The following is a 25,131-nucleotide window of genomic DNA, read 5'->3' on the forward strand; positions in this document are numbered from 1 at the left end:
GGCCCGCAACAACTCCCCCGTATGTCCGCCTGCACGGAAAAGCCATCGCCGCCCCACAACCGCCCAGCCCTTCTAGAATGTCAGGTTCCCCCGAGAAAGCCGCCATCCATGACCGCACGCAAACTCTTCGTCACCACCGCCCTGCCGTACGCCAACGGCAACTTCCACATCGGCCACATCATGGAATACATCCAGGCCGACACCTGGGTGCGTGCGCAGCGAATGCAGGGCAACGCGGTCAACTTCGTGGGCGCCGATGACGCCCACGGCGCGCCCATCATGATTGCGGCCGAGAAGGCCGGCAAGACGCCCCAGCAGTTCGTGGCCGACATCGCCGCAGGCCGCAAGCAGTACCTGGACGGCTTCCACATCGCCTTCGACAACTGGCACAACACCGACGCGCCCGAGAACCACGCGCTGGCCCAGCAGATCTACAGGGACCTGAAGGCTGCCGGCTTCATCGAGACGCGCACCATCGAGCAGTTCTTCGACACCGAGAAGAACATGTTCCTGCCCGACCGCTTCATCAAGGGCGAATGCCCGCGCTGCCATGCCAAGGACCAGTACGGCGACAACTGCGAGGTCTGCAGCGCCGTCTACGCGCCCACCGACCTGATCAATCCCTACTCGGCGCTGTCCGGCGCCAAGCCCGTGCTCAAGAGCTCGGAGCATTTCTTCTTCAAGCTGTCGGACCCGCGCTGTGTGGAGTTCCTGACCGAGTGGACCCAGGACGGCCAGCATGTGCAGCCCGAGGTGGCCAACAAGATCAAGGAATGGTTCGGCGTGCGCACCAACCCGGACGGCACGACCAGCGAGGGCCTGGGCGACTGGGACATCTCGCGCGACGCGCCCTACTTCGGCATCGAGATCCCCGATGCGCCGGGCAAGTACTTCTACGTCTGGCTGGACGCGCCCGTGGGCTACCTGGCCTCGCTCAAGAACCTGCTGGACCGCCGTGGCGAGGACTACGAGGCCTACATGGCCGACCCCACGCTGGAGCAGTACCACTTCATCGGCAAGGACATCATCACCTTCCACACGCTGTTCTGGCCCGCCATGCTGAAGTTCAGCGGCCGCAAGACGCCCACCAAGATCTGCGTGCACGGCTTCATGACCGTGAACAACGGCGAGAAGATGAGCAAGAGCCGCGGCACCGGCCTGGACCCGCTCAAGTACCTGGGCCTGCAGATGAACCCCGAGTGGCTGCGCTACTACCTGGGCGCCAAGCTCAACGGCAAGAATGAAGACATCGACTTCAACCCCGATGACTTCATGGCCCGCGTCAATTCTGACCTGATCGGCAAGTACGTGAACATCGCCTCGCGCGCGGCCGGCTTCATCGCCAAGCGCTTCGGCGGCCAACTGGGCACGGTCAGCGAAGACGGCCAGGCCCTGCTGGCCCAGTTGCGCGGCCAGAGCGAGGCCGTTGTCCAGGCCTTCGAGAACCGCGACACGGCCCGCGCCGTGCGCGAAATCATGCAGCTGTGCGACCGCGTCAACGAATACGTGGATGCCAACAAGCCCTGGGAGCTGGCCAAGCAGGAAGGCATGGACGCCCGCCTGCAGGACGTGTGCACCACCTGCATCGAGGCCTTCCGCCTGCTGACCATCTACCTGAAGCCCATCCTGCCGGCCGTGGCCGAACAGGTGGAAGGCTTCCTGAACGTGGCGCCGCTGCAGTTCGCCGACGCACAGAGCCTGCTGGGCGCCGGCCATGCCATCGGCCTGTACAAGCACCTGATGCAGCGCGTGGACGTCAAGCAGCTGGAGGCCCTGTTCGAGGCCCCCGAGCCCGTGGTCGAGAAGGTCCTGCCCGGCGGCGAGGAGATTGCCGAAACCATCAGCATCGACGACTTCGCCAAGGTGGACCTGCGCATCGCCAAGATCGTGGAATGCAAGCCCGTGGAAGGCTCGACCAAGCTGCTGCAGCTCACGCTGGACGTGGGCGAAGGCAAGACACGCAACGTGTTCTCCGGCATCTCCAGCATGTACCAGCCCGAGCAGCTGCAGGGCAAGCTCACCGTGATGGTGGCCAACCTGGCGCCGCGCAAGATGAAGTTCGGCATCTCCGAAGGCATGGTGCTGGCAGCCAGCCACGCCGATGAGAAGGCCAACCCCGGCATCTACGTGCTGGAGCCCTTCCCCGGTGCCACACCTGGCATGCGTATACATTGAAATGCCCCCTGAGTCGCTTCGCGCCTTCCCCCTGAAGGGGGGCATACGGGCACCCGGCGACACCCTCGGTGCGGGGCGGCCCTTCCTCGGCGTCCCTGACTTAGGCTCTGCCGGTTTCAAAGATTGCGCACAGTGTGTTGGACGACAATCATGAAGTCTGCAAAGTCCCGCAAGCCCTCACGGTCCCCGGCCCTGGGGGCTTTTCTTTGCCTGTGCGCCACCGCCCTGCTGTCCGGCTGCACCGTGGTGGCCGTGACCGCCACGGCGGTCAGCGTCACGGCATCTGCCGTGGGGCTGGCCGCGGATGCGGCCGTGGGCACGGTCAAGATCGTCGGCAAGGGAGTGGGCAAGGCCGTCGATGCGATGAGCGATGACGGGGCAGCCGCAGACAACAGCGGCATCACGGTCCGCTACCGCACGCCCGATGGGCAGCCTTTGACGCCCTGAGGCTACTGCCCCGCGTAGCGCCCGGGCCGGTGGCTCACGGCCAGGAACACGCCCATGACCACGGCCGCCAGCACCGACCAGGCCACGCGCTCGAAGGGCACGACCCACAGCGCCAGCAGCACCACGCAGCAGTCGATGGCCATCTGCACCTTGCCGGCGCGGATGCCGTAGCGGTCCTGCAGATAGAGCGAGGCAATGGTGGCGCCGCCCAGGCTGGAGCGGTGGCGCGCCAGGAACAGCAGGCCCGAGCCCATGAGCAGGCCGCCCGCAATGGCGGCAAAGGCCGGGTGCAGGTAGTCGATGTGGATGAGGCGCGGCCCCATTTCGGTGATCAGCGACAGCGCGCCCACGCAGATGAAGGTCTTGACCGTGAAGGTGCGGCCCACGCGCGTCCAGGCAAACCAGTAGAACGGAATGTTGATCGCGAAGAAGACCAGGCCGAACGGCCAGCCCGTGGCGTAGTGCAGCACGAAGGCCAGGCCCGCCGTGCTTCCCGTCAAAAGCCCCGCCTGGGCGAACATCATCATGGCGATGCCCACGAACAGGGTTCCGGTGAAGAGGGCCTGGACATCCTCGAAGAGGCCATGGCGCAGCGAAGCGGTGGCCGGGACAGGCGCAGCGGGCGCGGCAGCGGGTAGGGAAGGCGTGGACATTGTCGGGGTGATGACAGATCTATCGTCGCAAAGGCCCCGGTTCGGGGCCTTCACCGTACCCATGGGGTGTCATAGGTACAAACCCGGATTCTAGAGATTGTTGCCCCGGCGCGCTGTGGCGTGCAGGGTACAGCGCATCGCAGGATGCTTGCAGGAACTTGCAAGGGCCTGCTGTCAGGCGCCGCCGTGCAGTTTCTCGCGGCCGGCGCTGCGCAGCACGCGGCCGTCGGGGCCGAAGGTCACGGTGAACTCCATGTCGCGCGTGGGGGGATCGATGTAGTTCCAGTCCCAGTCGGTTTCCTGCTTGAGCTGGTAGGTGGTGACCTTGGCAGGCTTGCCCAGCATGCGGCGCACCTGCTCCTCGTCCATGCCGGGGCGGATTTTCTCGAAGTTGTGCGGCGCCAGCACCTGGCGCAGCGCGCTCATGCGGCCATCGGTGCCGATGGTGATCATGTAGTTGCGGCTGCCGGCGGGCTGGCGGTTGTACTCGAAGGTGCGCGAGCCGTCGGGCTCGGTCCAGATGCGTTCGGGCTCGCCAAAGCGGGCGCGGACGTCGGCCTCGGTGGACAGGCCTTCTTCGAGTTCCTTGATGTTTTGGGGATCGCAGCCGGGCAGCGAGAGCATGCCCATCACGGCCACGGCAACCCCCAGAAGACGGGAGACTAGGTTCATCGGCGGTGTCCCGGTAAAATCACGCGATTCAAGAGGTTATCAGTCTATGTCATTCTTTCGCCGCCCCGATTACCGTTCCGACGCCACGAACTTCATCAACGAGCTGAAGAAGCAAAAGCCCGAGCTGCCCAGCCAGCAGCTGGCCGGCCGCTCGCTGCTGTGGGACAAGGACGTGAACCACGAAGTCTGGGAAGACCTGCGCGCCGGCCGCGTGGACCAGAAACCCTACGTCTACCAGACGAACTCCTGATTTCGGCTGCAATGACACATCAGCCTGTTTCGCTGTGGCACCGTGCGCATGCAGCTGATGCCTGCGCAGCAAGGCATGGCCGAGGCTGAGTCCGCACTGGCGCCTGCGGGCGCCGGCGCCGCATCCCCCGCTCCTGGCGACGATTCACCGGTCGTGATCGACCAGGTGGCTTTGGCGCGCCTGTACGGCGAGCCGCTGTTCGCCCTGCCGCAGGACCTGTACATCCCACCCGATGCGCTGGAGGTCTTCCTCGAAGCCTTCGAAGGGCCGCTGGACCTGTTGCTGTACCTGATCCGCAAGCAGAACTTCAACATCCTCGACATTCCCATGCTGGACGTGACGCGCCAGTACATGCGCTATGTCGACGAAATCCGCAGCCGCAACCTCGAGCTGGCGGCCGAGTACCTGCTGATGGCGGCCATGCTCATCGAGATCAAGTCGCGCATGCTGCTGCCGCCCAAGAAGCAGGACGATGGCGAGGAAGCCGAGGACCCGCGCGCCGAACTGGTGCGCCGCCTGCTGGAGTACGAGCAGATCAAGCTCGCTGCCCAACAGCTGGGCCAGGTGCCGCACTACGGGCGCGACTTCCTCCGGGCCCAGGTCCATATCGAGCAGAACCTGCAGCCGCGTTTCCCCGATGTGGACGTGGCCGAGCTGCAATCGGCCTGGCGCGACATTCTCAAGCGTGCCAAGCTTGTGCAAAGCCACAAGATCACGCGCGAGGAACTCTCGGTGCGCGAGTACATGAGCCAGGTGCTCAAGGCCCTGCAGGGCCGGCGCTTCGTCGAGTTCGAGACCCTGTTCCAGCCAGAGAAGGGATCGACCGTGCTGGTCGTGACCTTCATCGCCCTGCTGGAGCTGGCCAAGGAAACGCTGATCGAGATCACCCAGGCCGAAGCCTTTGCGCCCATCTACGTGCGCCTGGCCTATACGCCCGTCTAGCGGGCACGGACACAGGCACGCGCACACCGACAGGCCGGCACCACCGGCCTCCATGCACCATGACTTACAGCGTCAAAGAAATTTTCTACACCCTGCAGGGCGAGGGCGGCCAGGCCGGCACGCCGGCCGTGTTCTGCCGCTTTGCAGGCTGCAACCTCTGGACCGGCCGCGAGCAGGACCGCGCCAGCGCCATCTGCCAGTTCTGCGACACCGACTTCGTGGGCACCGACGGCACGCTGGGCGGCAAGTTCGCCACGGCCGACGCCCTGGCAGAACGCATCCTGTCCCAGTGGCCGGCCGGCGACAGCCGGCACCGCATGGTGGTGCTGACCGGGGGGGAGCCCCTGCTGCAGGTGGACGAGCCCCTGATCGCGGCCCTGCATGCGCGCGGCTTTCGCATTTCCGTGGAAAGCAATGGCACTGTGGCCGCGCCCGAGGGCATCGACTGGCTGTGCATCAGCCCCAAGGCGGGCGCCGACTGGGTGCAGCGCAGCGGCCAGGAGCTCAAGCTGGTCTGGCCGCAGCCCGGCTTCGATCTGCAGGCCATCGAGGCCGGCACCCGTTTCGACCACTATTTCCTGCAGCCCATGGACAACGTCCTGCAGGCCGACAACACGGCCGCCTGCATAGCGCAATGCCTGCAGCACCCGGCCTGGCGCCTGAGCCTGCAGACCCACAAGCTCACCGGCATCCGCTGATTTTTGCCATGCAGTTCACCGTTCACCAGCGCTTTTTCTTCGACGCCGCCCACACGCTGGAGCGTGCCATCGAGACCGAGAGCAGCCGCCGCATCCACGGCCACACCTACTACGCCGAAGTCAGCGTCACCGGCCCGCGCAACCCGGACAACGGCATGGTGATCGACCTGGGCTACCTGCGCTCGCGCCTGAAGACCCTGGGCGACGCGCTGGACCACCGCTTCCTCGACGAAATCCCCGGCCTGGGCAAGCCCACGCTGGAAAACCTGTGCCTGTTCATTGCCGATTCCCTGGCCGACCTGCAGCCCGCTCCCAGCCGCATCCGCGTATGGCGCGACAGCATCGGCGATGGCTGCGTGCTGGATCTGGGCTGACCTCAAGCCAGACCTGCCAGAGAGCCGCCCCCGAAGAGCAACTCCACGGCCATCATGGGTTTGGCGGTTCGCAGATAGACTTGGTGGCTTTTTTTGCCAGTCCCCGCCACCGTCAAGATCGCGCCCAAGCGCCCCCTCGAGAGACAAAACATGTTCCGCACCCTGCTCAAATCCAAGATCCACCGCGTCAAGACCACGCAATGCGAGCTGCACTATGAAGGCTCCTGCGCGATCGACGAGGACCTGCTGGACGCCGCCAACATCGTCGAGAACGAGCAGGTGCACATCTGGAACATCGACAACGGCGAGCGCTTCGTCACCTATGCCATCAAGGGCCAGCGCGGCAGCGGCATGATCTCGGTCAACGGCTCGGCCGCGCGCCGTGCTGCCGTGGGTGATCTGCTGATCATTGCGTCCTTTGCCCAGGTCCATGAGACCGACGTGGCCGAGCACCGGCCCCAGCTGGTCTTCGTGGACGATGCCAACCGCCAGGTCGAGCTGCGCCACCACGTGCCCACGCAGCAGCTGTGAGCTGCGCTGCGGTGTGACAATCGCGCGATGACTCAATCGCTTGCCGCCCGCAGCCTTGCGGCTGTGTGGCACCCCTGCACCCAGATGAAGCGGCACGAGGCCGCGCCCCCCATCGCCATCGCGCGCGCCCAGGGGCCCTGGCTCCACGACACCGAAGGACGCCGCTACCTGGATGGCGTCAGCTCCTGGTGGGTCAACCTCTTCGGCCACAGCCATCCGCACATCCAGGCCGCGCTCACCGACCAGCTCGCCCGGCTGGACCATGTGATGCTGGCCGGCTTCACGCACGCGCCCGTGGTGGAGCTGTCCGAACGACTGGCCACGCTCACCGGCCTGGGCCACGCCTTCTACGGCAGCGACGGCGCATCGGCCACCGAGATCGCCCTCAAGATGAGCGCGCACTACTGGCGCAACCTGGGCCGCCCCGCCAAGAGCCGTTTTGCCGGCCTGGCCGGCGGCTACCACGGCGAAACCGTGGGCGCGCTGGCCGTGACCGATATTCCCATCTTCCGCGAAGCCTATGCCCCCCTGGTGCGCCTGGCCGACACCGTGCCCAGCCCCGATGCACGCGGCGCGCAAGGCGGCGAAAGCCCGGTCGATGTGGCACGGCGCGCCGCCGAAGGCCTGCGCCAGTGGCTGGAGCAGCACCACGAGACGACGGCCGCCCTCATCGTCGAGCCGCTGGTGCAGTGCGCGGCCGGCATGGCCATGCACGACCCCGAGTACCTGCGCCTGGCGCGCGCCCTGTGCGACCGCTACGAGGTGCACCTGGTGGTGGACGAGATCGCCGTGGGCTTCGGCCGCACGGGCAGCATGTTCGCCCACCAGCAGGCCGGCATACGGCCGGACTTCATCTGCCTGTCCAAGGGCCTGACGGGCGGCACGCTGGCCCTGTCGGCCGTGCTGACCACCGAGACCGTCTACGCCGCCTTCTACGACGATTCCGTGGCGCGCGGCTTCCTGCACTCGCACTCGTACACCGGCAACCCGCTGGCCTGCCGCGCGGCCCTGGCCACGCTGGAGCTGTTCGAGCAGACCGATGCCATCAACGCCAACCTCGCGCTGGCGCAAAGGCTTGACGGCGCCTTCGCCCCTTTGAACCAGCACGCCCGCGTGCGCCACGCACGGCGCCAGGGAATGATCTGGGCCTGGGATGTGCAGACCTCCCTGCCCGACTTCTCGCGCCGCTACAGCGCAGCCGCACTGGAGCGCGGGCTGCTGCTGCGCCCTATCAGCAACACCCTCTACGCCATGCCGCCCTATTTGCTGGACGAAGAGGCCGTGCAGCACCTGGCCGCCAGCGCGCTGGCCGCCCTTGAAGACACCCTGGCCCAGGAGAACCATTCGTGAACGCCCACCGCACCATTGGCTGCTTTGTCACCGGCACCGACACGGGCGTGGGCAAGACCCTGGCCTCCTGCGGGCTGCTGCATGCGCTGGCCCGCCACCATGCCCGCGTGGTGGGCATGAAGGCCGTGGCCGCAGGCGCCGAGCCCGACGGCCAGGGCGGCTGGGCCAACGAGGACACGCTGGCGCTGCGCGCCGCCTCCACCCTGGCCGTGCCGCCCGAACTGGACAACCCCGTGCTGCTGCCTGATCCCATGTCGCCGCACATCGCCGCGCAGCGCGCGGGCCGCTCCATAGAGATCGCACACATCGTGGACAGCTACCGGCGCCTGGCCGAACAGGCCGACGCCGTGGTGGTGGAAGGCGCGGGCGGCTTTCTCGTGCCGCTGTCCGACCAGCTCTCGGGCGCCGACCTGGCCTGCGCGCTGGACCTGCCCGTGGTCATGGTCGTGGGCCTGCGGCTGGGCTGCCTGAACCACGCCGCCCTCACGGCCGAGGCCATCCGCGCACGCGGCCTGCGCCTGGCCGGCTGGATTGCCAGCCGCGTGGACCCCGCCATGCTGGTGCCCGAGGAAAACATGGCCTGGCTGCGCCAGCACCTGGACCGGCAACTGCAGGCGCCGCTGCTGGCCGATATCCCCTTCCAGCAGCACCCCGACCCGCGCGCCACCACCTATACCCTGCCGGAGCAATGGCAATGAGCGGCTCCTGGCTGGACGACATCCCCGCGCGCATCGCCGAGCTCGACGCGGCCCACCTGCGCCGCCGCCGCCGCGCCACGGCGCCGCTGCAGGGCGCCGCCAGCGGCGCCCACATGGAGGTGGACGGCCACCCCATGCTGGCCTTTTGCAGCAATGACTACCTGGGCCTGGCCGGCCACCCCACCCTGGTGCGCGCCGCCTGCGCGGGCGCCCAGGCCTTTGGCGTCGGCTCGGGCGGCTCGCCCCTGGTCAGCGGCCACAGCACGGCCAACGCCGCGCTGGAGGAACAGCTGGCGCACTTCGTGCAACTGCCGCGCGCGCTCTACTTCTATGCGGGCTACGCCACCAATGCCGGCATCGTGCCGGCCCTGGTGGGCGCGGGCGATGCCCTGTTCTCCGATGCGCTCAACCACGCCTGCCTGATCGACGGCGCCCGCCTGTCGCGCGCCCAGGTCCACCGCTATGCCCATGCCGACCTGGGCGACCTGGCCGCGCAACTGGCCGCCAGCACGGCCCGCCGCAAGCTGGTCATCAGCGATGCCGTGTTCAGCATGGACGGCAATGTGGCCGACATCCGCGGCCTGCTGGCGCTGTGCGAGCAGTACGACGCACTGCTGCTGCTCGACGACGCGCATGGTTTCGGCGTGCTGGGCCCCCAGGGCCGGGGCAGCCTGGCCGAGGCGGGACTGACGGGCGCAAACGCCTCGCCCCGCGTGCTCTACATGGCCACCCTGGGCAAGGCCGCTGGCGTGGCCGGTGCCTTTGTCGCAGGCAGCGACATGCTGGTCGAGTGGCTGCTGCAAAAGACGCGCAGCTACATCTTCGCCACCGCCGCGCCGCCCATGCTGGCCAGCGCGCTGCAGGCCAGCGTGGCCCTGATCGAGGCCGAGGACGAGCGCCGCGAGTCCCTGGCCGAACGCATTGCCGAGCTGCGCGCCGGCCTCACGCCGCTGCTGGCGCGCACGGGCTGGCAGTTGCTGCCTTCGCGCACCGCCGTGCAGGCCCTGGTCATAGGCTCCAACGCCACGGCCCTGGCCGTGATGGAAGGCCTGCGCGAGCGCGGCCTGTGGGTGCCCGCCATCCGCCCGCCCACCGTGCCCGAAGGCACGGCGCGGCTGCGCATCGCGCTGTCGGCCTCCCACACGCGCATCGACGTGCAGCTGCTGCTGACGGCGCTGGACGAGGTCTCGCGCCTGGCCCCACCCCTGCCCTGAATCCCTCTTCACCACCGGAACGGAGACATCCATGCCCCATCTCTACGTCGAATACACCGACAACCTCGCCGGCCTGCCCGGCCAGCAACTGCTGACCGAACTCAACGCCTTCGTCTGCGGCCACCCCAGCATCCTGGACGAGGCCGACGTCAAGGCCCGCCTGCTGCCGGTCAGCCAGTTCGAGATCGGCTCGGCACCGGCCAACCGCGGCTTCGTCCACGTGCAGCTGCGCCTGCTGGCGGGCCGTACCGACACGGCCAAGAAGGAACTGTCCGAAGGCATTGCCGCGGTGCTGCGCCGCCTCACGCCCCAGCCGGCCGGCATGATGGTCCAGCTCAGCGTGGAAATCGCCGACATGGACAAGCCCAGCTACTACAAGGGTCGCCTGTAAGGCAGGCGCCGGGCCTTGTCCGCCGTGAGCACCCGCGCACGCTGCGCGCAATGCCTGCGCCCTGAGCGCACCTGCCTGTGCCCCCTGGTGCAGCCGGTGCCGCATGCGGTGCAGCTGCTGGTGCTCCAGCATCCCGAGGAAGAACTGCAGGCCAAGGGCACGGGCCGGCTGCTGCACCTGTGCCTGCCCGCCAGCCGCCTGGCGGTGGGCGAGGCCTTCGAGCCAGCGCAGTTGCAGGCACTGCTGCACGCGCCCTGGCAGTCGGGCGACGCCCCGCGACAGGCCGTACTGCTCTATCCGGAAACACCGCACGGCGACCAGCTGGGCCTGGCCAAGCAAGCGCCCTGGCCGCAGCCCGCGCCATGCCCCGAGGACCTGCGCCTGGTGGTGCTGGACGCCACCTGGCGCAAGAGCCGCAAGATGCTCTACCTCAACCCCGGTCTGCAGGCCCTGCCGCGCCTGGCACTGCAGGGCGACCTGCCCGCCTCGCGCTACGGCGCCCTGCGCAAGGCCCATGCGCCGGGCCAGCTGTCCACGCTGGAGGCAGCGGCCTGCGCGCTGCAACGGCTGGCGCCTGCCGGCCCGTCTCTGCAGCCGCTGCGCGATGCGCTCGAGGGGCTGCTGGCCCTGCATGCCCGGCACAGGCCCGAATGAAAAAACGCCTCGGGGAACGAGGCGTTTTTCATGGCAGCCGGCCGTGCTTCAGTTTTCCGGCGTGATCCTGGCGAACTTGACCAGTTCGGCGTACTTGCCCATGTCGGTACGGATGATCTGGGCCAGGTTTTCGTCGCCCGTGGGGGCAATGATGCCCGCCCCTTCCAGGCGCGCGCGCATCGCCGGATCGGCCAGGCCCGCCTTCAAGGCCTTCTGCAGACTGGCCACCACATCGGCAGGCAGGTCCTTGGGACCCGCCAGCCCGAACCAGCCGCTCAGCGCGTAGCCCTTGAGCGCTGCGTTCTCGCCCAGTGCGGGCACGTCCTTCATCATGGCGATGCGGTGGGCCGTGGTCACGCCCAGGGCCTTGATCTTGCCGCTCTGGATGAACGGAGCCGCCACCGAGGGAGAGACGATGGCGAAGTCCAGGTTGCCGCCCGCCAGGTCGCTGGTCATCGCGGCCGAGCCCTTGTAGGGCACATGGACGATGTCCACCCCGGCCATCTTCTTGATCAGCTCGCCCGAGAAATGCGGCGTGGACCCGATGCCCGGGCTGCCGTAGCTGTACTTGCCGGGATGGGCCTTGGCCAGGGCGATGAACTCGTCGATGGTCCTGGCCGGCATCTTGGTGCCGGCCACCCACAGGTTGGGCAGCACGCCGGTCAGCGCGATGCCGGTCAGGTCCGTGGCCGGATCGTACTTCTGCGCGGCGTTGACGAACTTCGTGCCCGCCAATTCGTTGCTGGAGCCTGCGAGCAGGGTATAGCCGTCGGCCTTGGCACCGACCACGCGCTGCGCGCCCACCACGCCGGCGGCACCGGGCACGTTGTCGACCACGACGGTCGCATTGAGGTGCTTGGCCAGGATGTCACCCACCACGCGCCCCACCAGGTCGACCGAGCCGCCTGCCGCGTAGCCGACGACGACGCGAATGGGCTTGTTGGGATAGGTGGTCTGGGCGCACAGCGGGCCCGCCGCCAGGACAGCCGCGGCGCTGATCAGCGCGCGGCGGGAAATACGGAATTCATGCATGGATCGATCTCAGAGGAGGCAGGCATCAGCCAACAATCAAAATGATATTGCTCAACAATATTCACCGATTGTCTGACATTGCCTTGTGGAATCCATCCCTGAAAACCATGAGTTCCGCCCGTGGCCCTGGCCTGCAATTCAGCGCAGAACCGCCGGCAGCCAGCCGCGCAGGCTGTTGACGAAGGCCCAGGCCTGCACGCGCGGCAGGTCGTCCAGCCGTACCGGGTGCTCCACCACGCGGCCCTCGTCCAGCGCCACCGCGCGGCCCACGCCGGGCAGCAGGCCGCTGGACAGCGGCGGGGTCACCCACCGGCCCGCCAGCAGCACGGCGATGTTGCCGCGCGTACCCTCGGTGATCTCGCCGTCCTCGTTGTGGAGCACGGTGTCGAACACCGAGGCATCGGTGGGCTGCAGGCTGTCGTAGTGCGCGCGGCGCGAGGTCTTGAAGCGCACCCAGTCGCCACGCGCCACCGCATTGGCGATGGGCCGGTCGGCCAGCGCCAGCCGAACAGGCGTGGCGGAAGGCGCCAGCGGCGCCGCCTGGGTCTGTATCCGCCCCGTGGCATCCAGCGCCAGGCGCACGCGCCAGTGGCCGCTGGCGTGCGCCTGGCGCAGCTGCTGCAATGCCTGCTCCAGCACGGCATCCGTGCAGGGCCGGCCGAAATGCCGCGCCGCGTCCTGCATGCGCGTCACATGGCGCTGAAGGTGGATGAAACCGCCATCCCGCAGGGCCAGGGTTTCCAGAATGTCGAAATCCAAGTCCGTATCCGCCATGGCTGCAAGCCCTTTCACACCTTGTCCAGAAAAGCCCTCTTGTGGCGCCATTCCTGCCATTCGGCAGGCGCCTCGGCGCCCGAGGTGATGCCGCTGCCGATGCCGCAGCGCAGTTCCGTGCCACGCGCCACCACCGTGCGTATGGGCACATTGAAGGTGGCGTGCACGCGCCCCGCGGCGATGCCGGGCCGCACCACGCCCACGGCGCCGCAGTACACGCCGCGCGGACCCGATTCCAGCTCGTGGATGAGCCGCATGGCCTGGCGCTTGGGCGCGCCCGTGATGGAGCCGCAGGGAAACAGTGCCGCAAACACGTCCGCCAGGCCCGTGCCGGGCCGCGTGCGCGCCTGCACGTCGGACGTCATCTGCCACACGGTGGGCAGGGGTTCGGCATGGAACAGGCGCGGCACCTGGACGCTGAAAGGCTCGGCAATGCGCGAGACATCGTTGCGCAGCAGGTCCACGATCATCACGTTCTCGGCCCGCTCCTTGGGCGAGGACCGCATGGCCTGGACATTCGCCTCGTCCTGTGCAGGCGTGGCGCCACGGGGCGCCGTGCCCTTCATGGGGCGCGTGAGGATGCGCTCGCCATCCCAGTCGAAGAACAGCTCGGGCGAGACAGACAGCACCTGCTCGTCGCCGCTGTCCATGCAGGCCACGTAGCCGCCGGGCTGGGCACGTCGCAGCGCGGCGAACAGCGATGGGATGTCGCCCAGCAGCCGGCCCATGAACTGGGCCGTGTAATTGATCTGATAGCAGTCACCGGCCGCAATCGCCTCGTGGATGCGCGCAATGGCGGCATCGAAATCGGCTCGCTCCAGGCCGGGCTGCCATTGCACCTGAGATTGCACCTGAGATTGCACCTGAGGGCCGGTCTCGACCGCGTCCGCGTCTTCAGGCCAGGGCCGGGGGCCGTCGAAGACGGCAAACCAGGCCAGCGGCTCGCCTGGCGGCGTGGCATGCAGGGCGCCGGCGTAGGCCGCGTCAAACGCCGCCGCCGCCTCGTAGCGCACCCAGCCCAGGCACCACAGGCCGGCCTGGGCAGCCTGCTGCACGGCGTCAAGCACACCGCGCACCTGCTCGGGCGCATGGGCGGCCAGGCTGCGCAGCGGCGGCCCGAAGCCATGGCGCAGCCGGGCGGCCGAACCGTCATGGGGGTTGGGAAAATCGATCAGAAACTTCACAAAACGGCCGTCAACGCATGCTGTACTTGCATCAGCAGCTTCGCTATCGATAGCAGCCACTGACACGGGGCCGCCCAGTGTAGAGCGAGGGAAACAAAAAAGCGCCCCGAAGGGCGCCAAACCAAGCATCCCGAAAGGACGCTTTCCACCAACAGGCCCGGCACCAGGCCGGACCCATATCCATTCACATCACTTCTGCGTGACGGTGTGCTGGCCTTCCAGGCGGGCCACGGCCTCACGGTAGGCGGGGCCGCTGCGCAGTTGCTGGTAGCGGGCCAGGCCGCGCTGGTATTCGGCCGAGTTGTAGCTGATGTCGCGGTCTGCCGAAGGCGAGGGCAGGTAGGTCATGCCCGCCTGGTGCCACATTTCGAGGTCGGCGAGCACTTCGGCGCGGCTCAGGCCTGCGGTGGCGGAGGACGAGGGGGAAACGGCTTCTTGGGCCATTGCAGTGCCGGCGAGGCCCAGGGTCAGGGCGGCCAGTGCAGCGGAGAGGGTACGCATGTCAGATCCTTTCAAAAGGCCGCTCGGCATTCATTTCCTCACGGCATGGACGTACTATGCGGCGCTGCAGCATTCTTCGTCTGTGCGTTTTCTCACGTGTTTTCGCATCCGGCCCGGGCGGCCCGCTGCCTTTTCACCCGTGTTCCCCTCGAAAGAAGGCGAATTCACGCGTTCTAGAAACAGTGTTTTTCGCGGCTTGAAACAGCCGCGGCAGACAAGGCTCAGCGCGCTTCCTCGAGCAGCACGCGCAGGCCTTCGACATGGCAGATGCGCAGGTTGCGGCCTTCGCGCCGCAGCAGGCCCAGGCGCACCAGGCGCGACATCTCGCGCGCCACTTCCTCGCGGCTGGAGCCCAGCATCAGGGCCAGGTCGGTCTGCCGGGGTGCGGGCGCCAGCAGGGCCTGCCCCTGGTCGATGCCCGCGCGCTCGGCACGTTCCAGCAACTGGGTATGCAGGCGGCTGCGCACCGACAGCGTTCCCAGATCCACCATGCGGCGCGCCAGCGCCACGGCCAGGTCGCTGAGCCGGCCGATGAAGGCGCGCAGGACCTGGGGCTCGTTCATGAGCAGGGCTTCCACATCCTCATGGGCCAGCGAGGCAATCAGGCTGGGGACGCCTGCCTCCACCACCAGGGGCATGGCCGTGCAGCCCGCCTGCTGCTGCGGCAGACCGCCGAAGAACACGCCCTGTGCAATCTCGCCCAGCGTGAGCCCGCGCCCGTTTGGGGCATAGCTGCTGACGCGCAAGCCGCCCTGCACGAGCATGTAGAGACGCTGATCGGTGTATGCGCCCTCCAGCGTCTGGTGCAGCGCCAGATGCTGCCAGCGGCATTGCGCGGCCAGTTCGGCCAGGCGCTCGTCGGACAGGCTTTGCAGCACATGGACCTGGCGCAGGCCCTGCCAGGCCACGGCGGGAAGAAGCGGAGATGTCTGTAAGGAACCGGACATGGTGCAACACCGTTGAAGCGCATCCGCAGGGCCTGTGCGGGCCCTGTCGTCCGTCGCGGGAAGTACAGCATAGCGGGATCGCATAGACTCGTCGCGCGCCGGGAATCGCACTGTCCGGCTCCCCGGATGGCCGCACCGCGCAGCACAGAAAAAAGGGAGGGCTTCATGGAATCGAGCATCGAATCGGCACGACCACCCGCGCGCCCGCAGGCCACCGTGGCGGCCTGGGCGCAATCCGTGGAACAGGCGATCGCCAGCCAGCAATGGCATGGGGTCTGGCGTGCACTCATAGACGCCGCCCTGCCGGCCGAAACCGCCGTGCAGCAGAGCCTGCTGACTGCGCTGGACGCCTGGGATGGCCTCGCTGCCGATTCCGGCGCAGAGCCCCGCCGCGCGCTGGTGCAGCAGGCCTTCGATGCCCTGCATGCCGCCCATGCCCCGGGCCAGGCGCTGCAGGCCGATTCCGCATCTTCCCGCGCGCACCCTGAGCACCGCGCGTACCGTGTACAGGGACGGCAACTGGTCAAGCGCTACCGGCGCGGCGGCTTTGCGCTGGGGCCGGTGGATGTGGCCGTGGAGCCCGGCACCATCCTGGGACTGGTGGGCGAGAACGGCAACGGCAAGACCACCTTGCTGCGCCTGCTGGCCGCCGATCTGGCGCCCGACGCGGGGCAGCTGGACTGGGGCGTTCCTGCCGCCGATGCCTACCTGCTGCGCACCCAGCTCGCTTATATCCCCCAGCGCCCGGCCGTCTGGAGCGGGCGCCTGATGGACCATCTGCAATTCGCCGCGCGCAGCCATGGTGCCGTGGGCCCACGCAACATCTGCCTGGTACAGCTGGTCATCGCGCAGCTGGGGCTGCGCGCCTTCCGGGGCCACCAGTGGAAACAGCTGTCCTCGGGCTACAAGATGCGCTTCGAGCTGGCGCGCGCCCTGCTGTGCCGGCCGCGCGTGCTGCTGCTGGACGAGCCGCTGGCCAACCTGGACATCAACGCCCAGCAGACCCTGCTGACCGATCTGCAGTCGCTGGCGCGCTCGCCCTGGCAACCCATGGCCCTGGTGCTGAGTTCACAGCAGCTGTACGAGGTGGAAAAGGTGGCCGACCAGGTGCTGTTCCTGGAGCAAGGCCAGCCGCGCAGCGTTCAGCAGAGCTTTGCCGCCATGCAAGGCTGCGCCATCGAGTTCGAGACCGGCTGGGCCATGGCGCAACTGAAACCCTGGCTGGACCGGCTGCCATCCCATACGCACCAGCTCAGCGGCCAGACCCACATCGTGAGCTTTCACGTGCCCTTCACGGCAGCGCAGTTCCTGGCGCAGGCCGTGCAGGCAGAGATGCCCGTGCGCTATTTCCGCGACATCACCGCATCCACCCGCCGCCTGTTCGTGAGGGACTGAGCCATGCCACGTTTTTCCGATATGACGAACCGCTGGGACCAATGGGTGCTGATGCGCTGCCCCCTGCTGTGGCAGTTGCGGCTGCACTGGTATCTGCCGCTGGCGCTGCTGTGGTGCGTGCTGGTGCTGGGCATCTGGATGCAGTGGATGGCCGAGCCGGCGCGCTGGATGGGCTCCCTGCCCGGCGTTGCGTCCACGGCACAGCAAACGCCCGAGCAATTGGCGCTGGACATCGGCTCCGTCGTGGCCTGGATCGTGGCGATCGGCCTGGCGCTGTGGTGGTTGCTGCGCGTGCGCATCCACAACCGCTGGCGCGAACACGCCCCCGTGGGCCGCTGGGGCCTGTGGTGGGAGTACCTGTGGGGAGCCTTGTTCCTATCGCTATTGTTCGCGCCTGCGATCGCCTTTTCGCCCATCTATGAAATACGGATTCAGCGCCAATGGTCGGACACGGATGTCAGTGCACAGATCCAGACTGTCGAGCAAGTCGCAGCCCTGGAGGCGCTTGCCGCGCCACGCCAGGCGGCCATGCTCGTGGAATGGATACGTGTGCTGCGCGAGGAAGAGGTCGATCCGGCGAAGTACCCGAGCATCCAGGCCCTGGTCTGGTTGATGCGCGGAGACCAGGCCGCGATTGCCCAGACACTCGAGCGCTACGGCCAGCCATTGCAAGCCAGAGGCTATGTGCGCCAGTCTGCCAGCTCCGCCCAGGACCAGGCGGAGCACCTGCTGGCCAGCTACCACAGCGCGCTGCAATCCCCCCTGGCCCAGGAATGGCGCGCCTACCTGGCCGCGAACCCGCAGCCAGGGAATGGCGAGAAGGCATCCAGGGCACAGGATTCCGACTGCCAACCGATCCTGGGGCGAAACAGGCCTTCGGATCTGGAGCCGGATCCGCGCAAATGCTTTGATGTCTATCTGTCCCAGAGCAACCGCAAGTGGCTCATCCCGCTGGAGAGGTTCGACAGCCGATGGAGCCCGATGCAGCATGTGCAATGGAAGCACGCGCGCTACGGCCTCGCCCTGCCTGCCTACCAGGAAAGCCATCTGCGGCGCGCTGACAGGTCCCGCGACGACGAATGGCCAAGGATGTCCCAGTTGCTGGCGGCCGTCAGCGTTGGCTTTTTCCTCGCCTTGGCCCTGGTGCTGGTGCGCCTGATGCCTGCCATGCAGCTGGTGGCCTGGGGCGCATGCCTGGTCCTGACCTTGCTTGGCAGCGTGCTGGCCGGGATGCTGGGAATCACCAACCTCTATGTGCTGGGGCTGTTTCCAGCCGCGCTGATATCGGTCGCCTGGCTGCGCATCCGTGTGCTCAAGCGCCCCTGGGCAGGCGCGGTGCTGCTGGCCCTGGGCATGTCGCTGGCCCTGATATGGCTCGCCGCCGCCTGGTCCAAGTGGTCCGCACTGCTGTTGCCCCAACCCGCCGGCAGCGCAGGCCCTTGGACGGATACCCAGCACTGGCTGGACCTGCTGATGGGCGCGCCTGCCGTGGCAGCCAGCACGGCCATGCTCGTGGCCCTGCTGTCTCCGCTGTGGCGCCGATGGCGTGGCCTGCCCGAAAGGTGACGGAACAGCAAAGGACAGCTCAGGGACAGGTGCCCCCCGCGCGCATCGCATAGACTCGCGGCAATTCCATCCCCCTCCGAGCGCCCCATGACCCAAGCACCCGTCACCGCCGGCACGCCCTACGGCACCATCCCTCCCGCCTCGCCGCTGCCCCAGCGCCGCCCCGTGAGCCTTCCGCGCCTGGCGCAGATGCGCGAGGCCGGCGAGAAGATCACCATGGTCACCGCCTATGACGCCACCTTCGCGGCCGTGGCCGATGCGGCCGGCGTGGAGTGCATTTTGGTGGGCGATTCGCTGGGCATGGTCTGCCAGGGCCTGCACAGCACCGTGGGCGTGTCGCTGCAGGACATGTGCTACCACACCGCCAGCGTGGCGCGCGGCCTGCACCGCGTGCAGGGCACGGCCTGGCTGATCGCCGACATGCCCTATGGCAGCTACGCCGAAAGCCGCGAGCAGGCCATGCGCAGCGCCTGCGAGCTGATGCAGGCCGGCGCCCATATGGTCAAGCTCGAAGGCGGCGGCTGGACCGCGCCCACCGTGCAATTCCTGGTGGAGCGCGGCGTGCCCGTCTGCACCCACCTGGGCCTGACGCCGCAGACCGTGCATGCGCTGGGCGGCTACCGCGTCCAGGGCAAGAGCGACGAGGGCGCGGCCACGCTGCGCCGCCATGCGCTGGAGCTGCAGGATGCAGGCGCCTCCATGCTGGTGCTGGAGATGGTGCCGGCACAGCTGTCGCGCGAACTCACGGCCGAGCTGCCGCACTGCCACACCATCGGCATCGGCGCGGGCAGCGGCACGGCCGGCCAGGTCCTGGTGCTGCACGACATGCTGGGCGTGAACCTGGGCAAGATGGCCCGCTTCGTGCACAACTTCATGGCCGATGCGGGCAGCGTCAAGGGCGCCTTCGAGGCCTATGTGCATGCCGTGAAGAACGGCAGCTTCCCCGACGACAGCAAGCACGCCTGGTAGTCCGGCAGGCTGCACGGTCCGTTTTTCCGCTTCCCGCTTCCCGTTCCCCCGCTTTCCCGCTTCCCCATGCAAATCGTCCACTCCATCGCCGACCTGCGCGCCATCCTGGCCAGCAAGGGCCGCCCTGCCTTCGTGCCCACCATGGGCAACCTGCACGATGGCCACCTGTCCCTGGTGCGCGCCGCGCGCCAGCACGGCGACATCGTCGTGGCCAGCATCTTCGTGAACCGCCTGCAGTTCCTGCCGCACGAGGATTTCGACAGCTATCCGCGCACCTGGGCGCAGGACTGCGCCAAGCTGGAGAGCGAAGGCTGCGACCTGCTGTTCGCCCCGCGCGAAGCCGATCTCTACCCCGAGCCGCAGACCTTCAAGATCCAGCCCGACGCGCAGCTGGCCGACATCCTCGAAGGCCATTTCCGCCCCGGCTTTTTCACGGGCGTGTGCACCGTGGTGATGAAGCTGTTCTCGGCCGTGTTCTTCGCCAGCGGCGGCGGCACGGCCGTGTTCGGCAAGAAGGACTACCAGCAGCTGCTGGTGATCCGCCGCATGGTCGAGCAGTTCGCCCTGCCCGTGAACATCGTGGCCGGCGACACGGCGCGCGCCGACGACGGCCTGGCGCTGAGTTCGCGCAACGGCTACCTGAGCCCCGATGAACGCCAGCAGGCCATGGCGCTGTCGCAGGCACTCAAGCAACTGGCCGACGCCACGCGCGCAGGCCAGGCTCCGCTGGCCGAACTGGAGGCATGGGCCATGCAGTCCCTGGCCGCACAGGGCTGGGAGCCCGATTACCTGACCGTGCGCCTGCGCCGTGACCTGCAGCCGCCGGCCGAGGGCGCGCAACTGGCCGGTGCACCACTGGTGGCACTGGGCGCCGCGCGCCTGGGCAAGACGCGCCTGATCGACAATCTGGAATTCTGATCCAGCGCAAAACCCTGGCGGCCATGGCGGTCCAAGCTGGATGCCATGGCCAGGAAATTCCCCATCCACCCCGCCCATCCCGAGCGCACCTGCTGGGGTTGCGACCGCTACTGCGCCCGCGACGAGCTGGCCTGCGGCAACGGATCGGACCGCACACAGCACCCGGTGGAGGTCTTTGGCGACGACTGGATGGAGTGGGGCCTGCCGCACGAGCTGGCGGCAGACAACGCAGCCAGCCTGAAGGACGCGGCGCGCTGAAGTCGCCCACCCCACTTCAAGCGACCGCGGCCACCTCGGCGGCCAGCGCGTCCACCAGCCACTGCGCCTCGGCCACGGCCGGCCGGTGCAGCGGCAGCAGCGCATGGACCTGGAAGGGAATGGAAAACGCCAGCGGCCGCACCACCAGCTGCGGCCCGGCGCAGGCACGCGCCGTCAGCGGATTGACGATGGCCACGCCCAGGCCGTGCTGGACCATGGCGCAGACGGCCACGGCGCTGTGGGTCTCCAGGTGCAGCTGGCGCTGCACGCCGGCCTGCCCGAACACGGCATCGATCTGCTGGCGATAGGGGTCGTCTCGCGCCAGGCTGATGAAGCCCTCCCCCGCAAAGTCGCCCGCCTCCAGCACCGGGCGGGCCGCCAGCGCATGCCCTGCCGGCAGCACGGCCACCTCGTCCATGGCGGGCAAAGCCAGAGCACGCGTGCCGGGCGGCGCCTCGGCCAGTTCGGCCAGGCCCAGGTCGTAGCGCTGGGCGGCCATCCACTCCTGCAGCAGCGGCGCCTCCTGCGTGGCCACGCTGACGGCCACGGGGCCGTGCTCCGCATGCAGGCGCGCCAGCGCTGCAGGCAACAGCGCATGGCTGAGGGCGGGCAGGCACAGCACGTTGATGCGCGCCTGGTGCGGACGCCCCAGGGCCAGCGCATGCTCCACCACCCGATCCAGCCCCTGCCAGCTGCGCTGCACCTCGGCCCACAGCGACAGGGCGCGTGCCGTGGGCCGCAGCCGGCCCTGGGCGCGCTCGAACAGCGCATAGCCCAGCAGGCTTTCCAGGCGCGCCAATTCGCGGCTGACGGTGGGCTGGGAGCTGTACAGCATCTGCGCCGCGCCAGTGGCGCTGCCGCTGAGCATGAGCGCGCGAAACACCTCCAGGTGGCGGTGGGAGATGCGGGGTTCGGGGGACGTGTGCGGCAGCTCGGGGTCTTGCATGGCCAAAGCATATCCAAATCAAATAGACACCATAAGAACAAGCATTGGACTGAATGACTCCCATCCGCCATGATGCGCGGCAGTTCCCCTGAAAGAGACACCATGTCCAATCCCTTCTCGCCCGCCCAGCTCTGGGCTCTGGCCGACCAGCACGGCACGCCGCTGTGGGTCTATGACGCCGCCACCATCCGCGCGCGCATCGCCCAGCTCAAGGCCTTCGACACCATCCGCTTTGCGCAGAAGGCCTGCTCCAACATCCACATCCTGCGGCTGATGCGCGAGCAGGGCGTGAAGGTGGATGCGGTATCGCGCGGCGAAATCCTGCGTGCGCTAGCCGCCGGCTACGCGGCCGGCCATGGCGACGACCTGCACAGCGACATCGTGTTCACCGCCGACGTGATGGACGAGGCCACGCTGGCCTGCGTGGCCGAGCACAAGGTGCCCGTGAACGCCGGCTCCATCGACATGCTGCACCAGCTGGCCCAGGCCTCGCCCGGCCATCCCGTGTGGCTGCGCATCAACCCCGGCTTCGGCCACGGCCACAGCAACAAGACCAACACGGGCGGCGAGCACAGCAAGCACGGCATCTGGCACAGCGACCTGCTGGCGGCGCTGCAGGCCATCCGCGACGGCGGCCTGAAGCTGGCCGGCCTGCACATGCACATCGGCTCGGGCGTGGACTACGGCCACCTGCAGCAGGTCTGCGGCGCCATGGTCGAGCTGGTGCGCGCCACCCGCCAGGCAGGCCATGACCTGCAGGCCATCTCGGCCGGCGGCGGCCTGTCCATTCCCTACCGCGATGGCGACGCCACCATCGACACCGCCCACTACCACGGCCTGTGGGATGCGGCACGCAAGGACGCCGAGGCCATCGTGGGCCACGCGCTGGGCCTGGAGATCGAGCCGGGCCGCTTCCTGGTGGCCGAATCGGGCGTGCTGCTGGGCCAGGTGCGCGCCACCAAGAACGCGGGCAGCAACCATTTCGTGCTGGTCGATACGGGCTTCAACGAACTGATGCGCCCCTCCATGTACGGCAGCTGGCACGGCATGGAAGTGCTGCGCCGCGACGGCCAGGCCATGCCCCTGCGCGATGCCGTGGTCGCCGGCCCGCTGTGCGAATCGGGCGACGTTTTCACCCAGGGCGACGGCGGCGTGGTGCTGCCGCGCGCGCTGGCAGGCGCAGCGGTCGGCGACCTGCTGGTCATCCATGACACGGGCGCCTATGGCAGCTCCATGTCCAGCAACTACAACACGCGCCCGCTGGCCGCCGAGGTGCTGGTCGACGGCGACAGCGCGCGCCTCATCCGCCGCCGCCAGACGGTGGAGGAACTGCTGGGCCTGGAGCTGGGCCTGTAACTGGGCCTGTAACTGGGCATGTAGCGCGCCAGGCGCCAGGATTTCTGACGCAAAAAAGCCCCGGGGCCTTCCAGCTCCGGGGCTTTTTCATCGCCGGGCCGCCCCAAGATGAAAAGCGGCCCCCTCGGGGGGCAGTGGACCTTGCGCAGCAAGGGGAGCGTGTGGGCCATTTTTCATGGACACCGAAGAATCACTCGCCGCGTGGATCGCGCGCCATCAGGTGCTGCACGGCCTCGGCCGCCTGCAGCCGGCCGTCCAGCAGCTCGACCACGGTTTCGGTGATCGGCATCTCCACATTCAACAGCCGCGCGCGCGCCAGCACGGTGCGTGCGCTGTACACGCCCTCGGCCACATGGCCCAGCGAGGCCACGGCCTGCTCCAGCGTGCGGCCCTGGGCCAGCAGCAGGCCCACCTTGCGATTGCGCGACAGGTCGCCCGTGGCCGTCAGCACCAGATCGCCCAGGCCGGACAGGCCCATGAAGGTCTCCACCCGCGCGCCCAGGGCCAGGCCCAGTCGCGTCATCTCGGCCAGGCCGCGCGTGATCAGCGCGGCGCGGGCGTTCAGGCCCAGCTGCAGGCCGTCGCACAGGCCGGTGGCAATGGCCAGCACGTTCTTCACGGCGCCGCCCACTTCCACGCCCACGATGTCGGCGTTGGCGTAGACGCGCATGGCATCGCCATGGAAGGCCGCGACCAGGGCGTCATTGACCTCGGCATGCCGGCTGGCCGCCACCAGGGCCGTGGGCTGGTGGCGCGCCACCTCGGCCGCAAAGCTGGGGCCGCTGAGCACGCCGCACAGCAGATCGGGCGCCACCTCGGCGCAGACCTCGTGCGCCATCAGTCCATGGGCGGCGGCCGACGCGCCTGCGGGCACGGCCTCGAAGCCCTTGCACAGCCACACCACGGGCGCCCGCACATTGCGCAGGCGGCCCAGCCATTCGCGCAAGGCCGCCATGGGCGTGCCGATCACGATCAGGTCTGCCGCAGCCAGATGGCCGTCGATCTCGCCATGCACCACCTGCAGCGCGGCAGGCAGCGCCACGCCCGGCAGGTAGCGCGCGTTCTCGCCGCTGTCCCGCATGGCCTGCGCCTGGGCAGCGTCGCGCGCCCACAGCGTCACGACACGTCCGTCATCGCGCGAGGCCGCGCTCATTGCCAGCGCCGTGCCCCAGGCGCCTGCACCAATCACCACAATGTTCATATCTGCCCGACGTTGAAGAAGCGACGTTGATGAAAAAAAGAGGCCCTCGGGCCTCTTTTCTTGTACCACAGCGATGCGACGCGCCTGGGCGCAAGTCTCATCGGCCGGGATGGGACCGGCTTACCGCGGCAGCGAGTTGCCGTCCGCCTGGGCGGCTGCCTGCTGCTGCTCGTACATGGCCTGGAAGTTGATCTCGGCCAGGTGCACGGGCGGGAAGCCGGCGCGTGTGACCACGTCGGCCACGTTGCCGCGCAGGTAGGGATAGATGATCTGGGGGCAGGCAATGCCGATCACGCCACCCATCTGGTCTTCGGGCACGTTGCGGATCTCGAAGATGCCGGCCTGCTTGGCCTCGACCAGGAACACGGTCTTGTCCTGGATCTTGGTCTGCACGGTGGCCGTCACGGCCACTTCGTAGATGCCTTCGGCCACGGGAGTCGCCTCGACGCCGAGCTGGATGTCCACGCTGGGCTGCTCCTGCTCCAGCAGGATGGCGGGCGAATTGGGCTGCTCCAGCGACAGGTCCTTGAGGTAGACGCGCTGGATCTGGAAGACGGGAGTGTCCTGTTCGGCCATGGAATCAGTCTTTCTGGGCAAAAAACCCTGGCACGGCGGCCAGGGCATCAAAAAAATCACCAACAAAATGCCCGCTGCCAATAGGTTGCGCAGCGGGCACCTGGGCCTGCATTATGCAGTGCCCGTGTTTCAGCTTTGCAGCATGGGCACCAGGCCACCGTCGGCGTCCAGCGCCATCAGGTCGTCGCAGCCGCCGACATGGTGGTCGCCGATGAAGATCTGGGGCACCGTACGGCGGCCCGTGCTCTGCATCATCACGTCACGCGCGGCAGGGTCGGTATCGATGCGGATCTCTTCGATCTGCTCCACGCCCTTGGACTTGAGGATCTGCTTGGCCCGGATGCAATAGGGGCAGACAGCGGTGGTGTACATCTTCACGGCTTGCATATGCGACTTTCTTCGAGTGGGCGGCTTGCCGGCTGCAGGCGCCGGGGACGCGGCGCAGCGGCTTCCATCGTG

General features: G+C 68.1%; 29 protein-coding genes. 18 read left to right on the forward strand and 11 right to left on the reverse strand.

The window, feature by feature from the left end; genetic code table 11:
* Positions 1-108: 108 nt before the first annotated feature.
* Together metG and ACF8LI_RS08615 are read left to right on the forward strand one after the other, a co-directional pair.
* Entirely contained in the window at positions 109-2,175 is a 2,067-nt protein-coding gene (metG, locus tag ACF8LI_RS08610) for a methionine--tRNA ligase (RefSeq protein WP_392412382.1), read from the forward strand.
* A gap of 150 nt (positions 2,176-2,325) precedes the next feature.
* Positions 2,326-2,622 carry a hypothetical protein gene (locus ACF8LI_RS08615; RefSeq protein WP_192367093.1) on the forward strand — a complete coding sequence of 99 codons (297 nt, stop codon included), beginning with the start codon at positions 2,326-2,328 and terminating at the stop codon, positions 2,620-2,622.
* A 2-nt stretch (positions 2,623-2,624) separates the two neighbouring features.
* Here ACF8LI_RS08615 and ACF8LI_RS08620 read toward each other — a convergent pair whose 3' ends face one another.
* Entirely contained in the window at positions 2,625-3,275 is a 651-nt protein-coding gene (locus ACF8LI_RS08620) for a YitT family protein (protein WP_013803904.1), read from the reverse strand.
* 174 nt (positions 3,276-3,449) lie between these two features.
* The gene (gene bamE, locus ACF8LI_RS08625) at positions 3,450-3,947 is read right to left on the reverse strand and encodes an outer membrane protein assembly factor BamE (RefSeq protein WP_209672181.1); all 498 of its coding nucleotides are present in this window, start codon (positions 3,945-3,947) and stop codon (positions 3,450-3,452) included.
* Positions 3,948-3,993: 46 nt separating this feature from the next.
* Between bamE and ACF8LI_RS08630 the strand changes: the two genes are divergently transcribed.
* The 10 genes from ACF8LI_RS08630 to ACF8LI_RS08675 all read left to right on the forward strand — a co-directional run bounded on the left by ACF8LI_RS08630 (position 3,994) and on the right by ACF8LI_RS08675 (position 11,049).
* The gene (locus ACF8LI_RS08630) at positions 3,994-4,197 is read left to right on the forward strand and encodes a DUF3460 family protein (protein ID WP_016449043.1); all 204 of its coding nucleotides are present in this window, start codon (positions 3,994-3,996) and stop codon (positions 4,195-4,197) included.
* 75 nt (positions 4,198-4,272) lie between these two features.
* Complete coding sequence (locus ACF8LI_RS08635) at positions 4,273-5,139, forward strand: segregation/condensation protein A (RefSeq protein ID WP_026062089.1); 867 nt, start codon at positions 4,273-4,275, stop codon at positions 5,137-5,139.
* Between the two features lie 59 nt (positions 5,140-5,198).
* Positions 5,199-5,837, forward strand: a complete 639-nt coding sequence (gene queE, locus ACF8LI_RS08640) for a 7-carboxy-7-deazaguanine synthase (protein ID WP_016449045.1) — start codon at positions 5,199-5,201, stop codon at positions 5,835-5,837.
* 8 nt (positions 5,838-5,845) lie between these two features.
* The gene (locus tag ACF8LI_RS08645) at positions 5,846-6,211 is read left to right on the forward strand and encodes a 6-carboxytetrahydropterin synthase (protein WP_016449046.1); all 366 of its coding nucleotides are present in this window, start codon (positions 5,846-5,848) and stop codon (positions 6,209-6,211) included.
* Between the two features lie 150 nt (positions 6,212-6,361).
* Positions 6,362-6,742, forward strand: a complete 381-nt coding sequence (gene panD / locus ACF8LI_RS08650; protein WP_016449047.1) for an aspartate 1-decarboxylase — start codon at positions 6,362-6,364, stop codon at positions 6,740-6,742.
* A 27-nt stretch (positions 6,743-6,769) separates the two neighbouring features.
* On the forward strand, positions 6,770-8,092 hold the full coding sequence (bioA, locus tag ACF8LI_RS08655; protein WP_065346165.1) for an adenosylmethionine--8-amino-7-oxononanoate transaminase: 1,323 nt from the start codon (positions 6,770-6,772) through the stop codon (positions 8,090-8,092).
* On the forward strand, positions 8,089-8,790 hold the full coding sequence (gene bioD / locus ACF8LI_RS08660; protein WP_046984872.1) for a dethiobiotin synthase: 702 nt from the start codon (positions 8,089-8,091) through the stop codon (positions 8,788-8,790). Before bioA ends, bioD begins: the two co-directional genes overlap by 4 nt.
* Positions 8,787-10,004 (forward strand): 8-amino-7-oxononanoate synthase, encoded by a 1,218-nt coding sequence (gene bioF, locus ACF8LI_RS08665; RefSeq protein WP_017404246.1) that lies wholly within the window; start codon positions 8,787-8,789, stop codon positions 10,002-10,004. Before bioD ends, bioF begins: the two co-directional genes overlap by 4 nt.
* 31 nt (positions 10,005-10,035) lie before the next feature.
* Entirely contained in the window at positions 10,036-10,395 is a 360-nt protein-coding gene (locus tag ACF8LI_RS08670) for a 5-carboxymethyl-2-hydroxymuconate Delta-isomerase (RefSeq protein WP_012203756.1), read from the forward strand.
* A gap of 15 nt (positions 10,396-10,410) precedes the next feature.
* Positions 10,411-11,049 carry a tRNA-uridine aminocarboxypropyltransferase gene (locus ACF8LI_RS08675; protein ID WP_392412384.1) on the forward strand — a complete coding sequence of 213 codons (639 nt, stop codon included), beginning with the start codon at positions 10,411-10,413 and terminating at the stop codon, positions 11,047-11,049.
* Positions 11,050-11,097: 48 nt separating this feature from the next.
* Here the strand turns inward: ACF8LI_RS08675 and ACF8LI_RS08680 are convergent, their stop codons facing one another.
* The 5 genes from ACF8LI_RS08680 to ACF8LI_RS08700 all read right to left on the reverse strand — a co-directional run bounded on the left by ACF8LI_RS08680 (position 11,098) and on the right by ACF8LI_RS08700 (position 15,487).
* A complete protein-coding gene (locus tag ACF8LI_RS08680) occupies positions 11,098-12,081 on the reverse strand; it encodes a Bug family tripartite tricarboxylate transporter substrate binding protein (protein ID WP_392412385.1) in 984 nt (327 codons plus the stop codon).
* A gap of 138 nt (positions 12,082-12,219) precedes the next feature.
* Entirely contained in the window at positions 12,220-12,840 is a 621-nt protein-coding gene (locus ACF8LI_RS08685) for an aminotransferase class IV (RefSeq protein WP_392412387.1), read from the reverse strand.
* Between the two features lie 29 nt (positions 12,841-12,869).
* A complete protein-coding gene (gene pabB, locus ACF8LI_RS08690; protein ID WP_392412388.1) occupies positions 12,870-14,039 on the reverse strand; it encodes an aminodeoxychorismate synthase component I in 1,170 nt (389 codons plus the stop codon).
* Positions 14,040-14,228: 189 nt separating this feature from the next.
* On the reverse strand, positions 14,229-14,540 hold the full coding sequence (locus ACF8LI_RS08695) for a DUF4148 domain-containing protein (protein WP_013803916.1): 312 nt from the start codon (positions 14,538-14,540) through the stop codon (positions 14,229-14,231).
* A 221-nt stretch (positions 14,541-14,761) separates the two neighbouring features.
* On the reverse strand, positions 14,762-15,487 hold the full coding sequence (locus tag ACF8LI_RS08700; RefSeq protein ID WP_046239504.1) for a Crp/Fnr family transcriptional regulator: 726 nt from the start codon (positions 15,485-15,487) through the stop codon (positions 14,762-14,764).
* Between the two features lie 165 nt (positions 15,488-15,652).
* Here ACF8LI_RS08700 and ACF8LI_RS08705 point away from each other — a divergent pair, with 165 nt between their 5' ends.
* From ACF8LI_RS08705 to ACF8LI_RS08725, 5 genes are all read left to right on the forward strand, one after another.
* Positions 15,653-16,882, forward strand: coding sequence for an ATP-binding cassette domain-containing protein (locus ACF8LI_RS08705; RefSeq protein ID WP_392412389.1), 1,230 nt, complete (start codon positions 15,653-15,655; stop codon positions 16,880-16,882).
* Between the two features lie 3 nt (positions 16,883-16,885).
* Positions 16,886-18,448, forward strand: a complete 1,563-nt coding sequence (locus ACF8LI_RS08710) for a hypothetical protein (RefSeq protein WP_392412390.1) — start codon at positions 16,886-16,888, stop codon at positions 18,446-18,448.
* Positions 18,449-18,535: 87 nt separating this feature from the next.
* Positions 18,536-19,417 (forward strand): 3-methyl-2-oxobutanoate hydroxymethyltransferase, encoded by an 882-nt coding sequence (gene panB, locus ACF8LI_RS08715; RefSeq protein WP_392412391.1) that lies wholly within the window; start codon positions 18,536-18,538, stop codon positions 19,415-19,417.
* 66 nt (positions 19,418-19,483) lie between these two features.
* The gene (gene panC / locus ACF8LI_RS08720; protein ID WP_016449059.1) at positions 19,484-20,335 is read left to right on the forward strand and encodes a pantoate--beta-alanine ligase; all 852 of its coding nucleotides are present in this window, start codon (positions 19,484-19,486) and stop codon (positions 20,333-20,335) included.
* 45 nt (positions 20,336-20,380) lie between these two features.
* On the forward strand, positions 20,381-20,593 hold the full coding sequence (locus tag ACF8LI_RS08725) for a DUF3079 domain-containing protein (protein ID WP_310043040.1): 213 nt from the start codon (positions 20,381-20,383) through the stop codon (positions 20,591-20,593).
* A gap of 16 nt (positions 20,594-20,609) precedes the next feature.
* On the opposite strand, the gene ACF8LI_RS08730 is transcribed toward ACF8LI_RS08725, so the two are convergent.
* On the reverse strand, positions 20,610-21,539 hold the full coding sequence (locus tag ACF8LI_RS08730; protein WP_392412392.1) for a LysR family transcriptional regulator: 930 nt from the start codon (positions 21,537-21,539) through the stop codon (positions 20,610-20,612).
* 102 nt (positions 21,540-21,641) lie between these two features.
* On the opposite strand from ACF8LI_RS08730, the gene lysA reads away from it, so the two are divergent.
* On the forward strand, positions 21,642-22,895 hold the full coding sequence (gene lysA, locus ACF8LI_RS08735; protein ID WP_046239501.1) for a diaminopimelate decarboxylase: 1,254 nt from the start codon (positions 21,642-21,644) through the stop codon (positions 22,893-22,895).
* A gap of 190 nt (positions 22,896-23,085) precedes the next feature.
* Here the strand turns inward: lysA and ACF8LI_RS08740 are convergent, their stop codons facing one another.
* From ACF8LI_RS08740 to grxC, 3 genes are all read right to left on the reverse strand, one after another.
* The gene (locus ACF8LI_RS08740) at positions 23,086-24,096 is read right to left on the reverse strand and encodes an NAD(P)H-dependent glycerol-3-phosphate dehydrogenase (protein ID WP_016454153.1); all 1,011 of its coding nucleotides are present in this window, start codon (positions 24,094-24,096) and stop codon (positions 23,086-23,088) included.
* Between the two features lie 120 nt (positions 24,097-24,216).
* Positions 24,217-24,672 carry a protein-export chaperone SecB gene (secB, locus tag ACF8LI_RS08745; RefSeq protein WP_392412393.1) on the reverse strand — a complete coding sequence of 152 codons (456 nt, stop codon included), beginning with the start codon at positions 24,670-24,672 and terminating at the stop codon, positions 24,217-24,219.
* A 129-nt stretch (positions 24,673-24,801) separates the two neighbouring features.
* Positions 24,802-25,059 carry a glutaredoxin 3 gene (gene grxC / locus ACF8LI_RS08750; protein ID WP_016449064.1) on the reverse strand — a complete coding sequence of 86 codons (258 nt, stop codon included), beginning with the start codon at positions 25,057-25,059 and terminating at the stop codon, positions 24,802-24,804.
* Positions 25,060-25,131: the final 72 nt, after the last annotated feature.

This window comes from Delftia sp. WSY_12, assembly GCF_043104645.1.
In the GTDB taxonomy this organism is placed as follows: domain Bacteria; phylum Pseudomonadota; class Gammaproteobacteria; order Burkholderiales; family Burkholderiaceae_C; genus Comamonas; species Comamonas tsuruhatensis.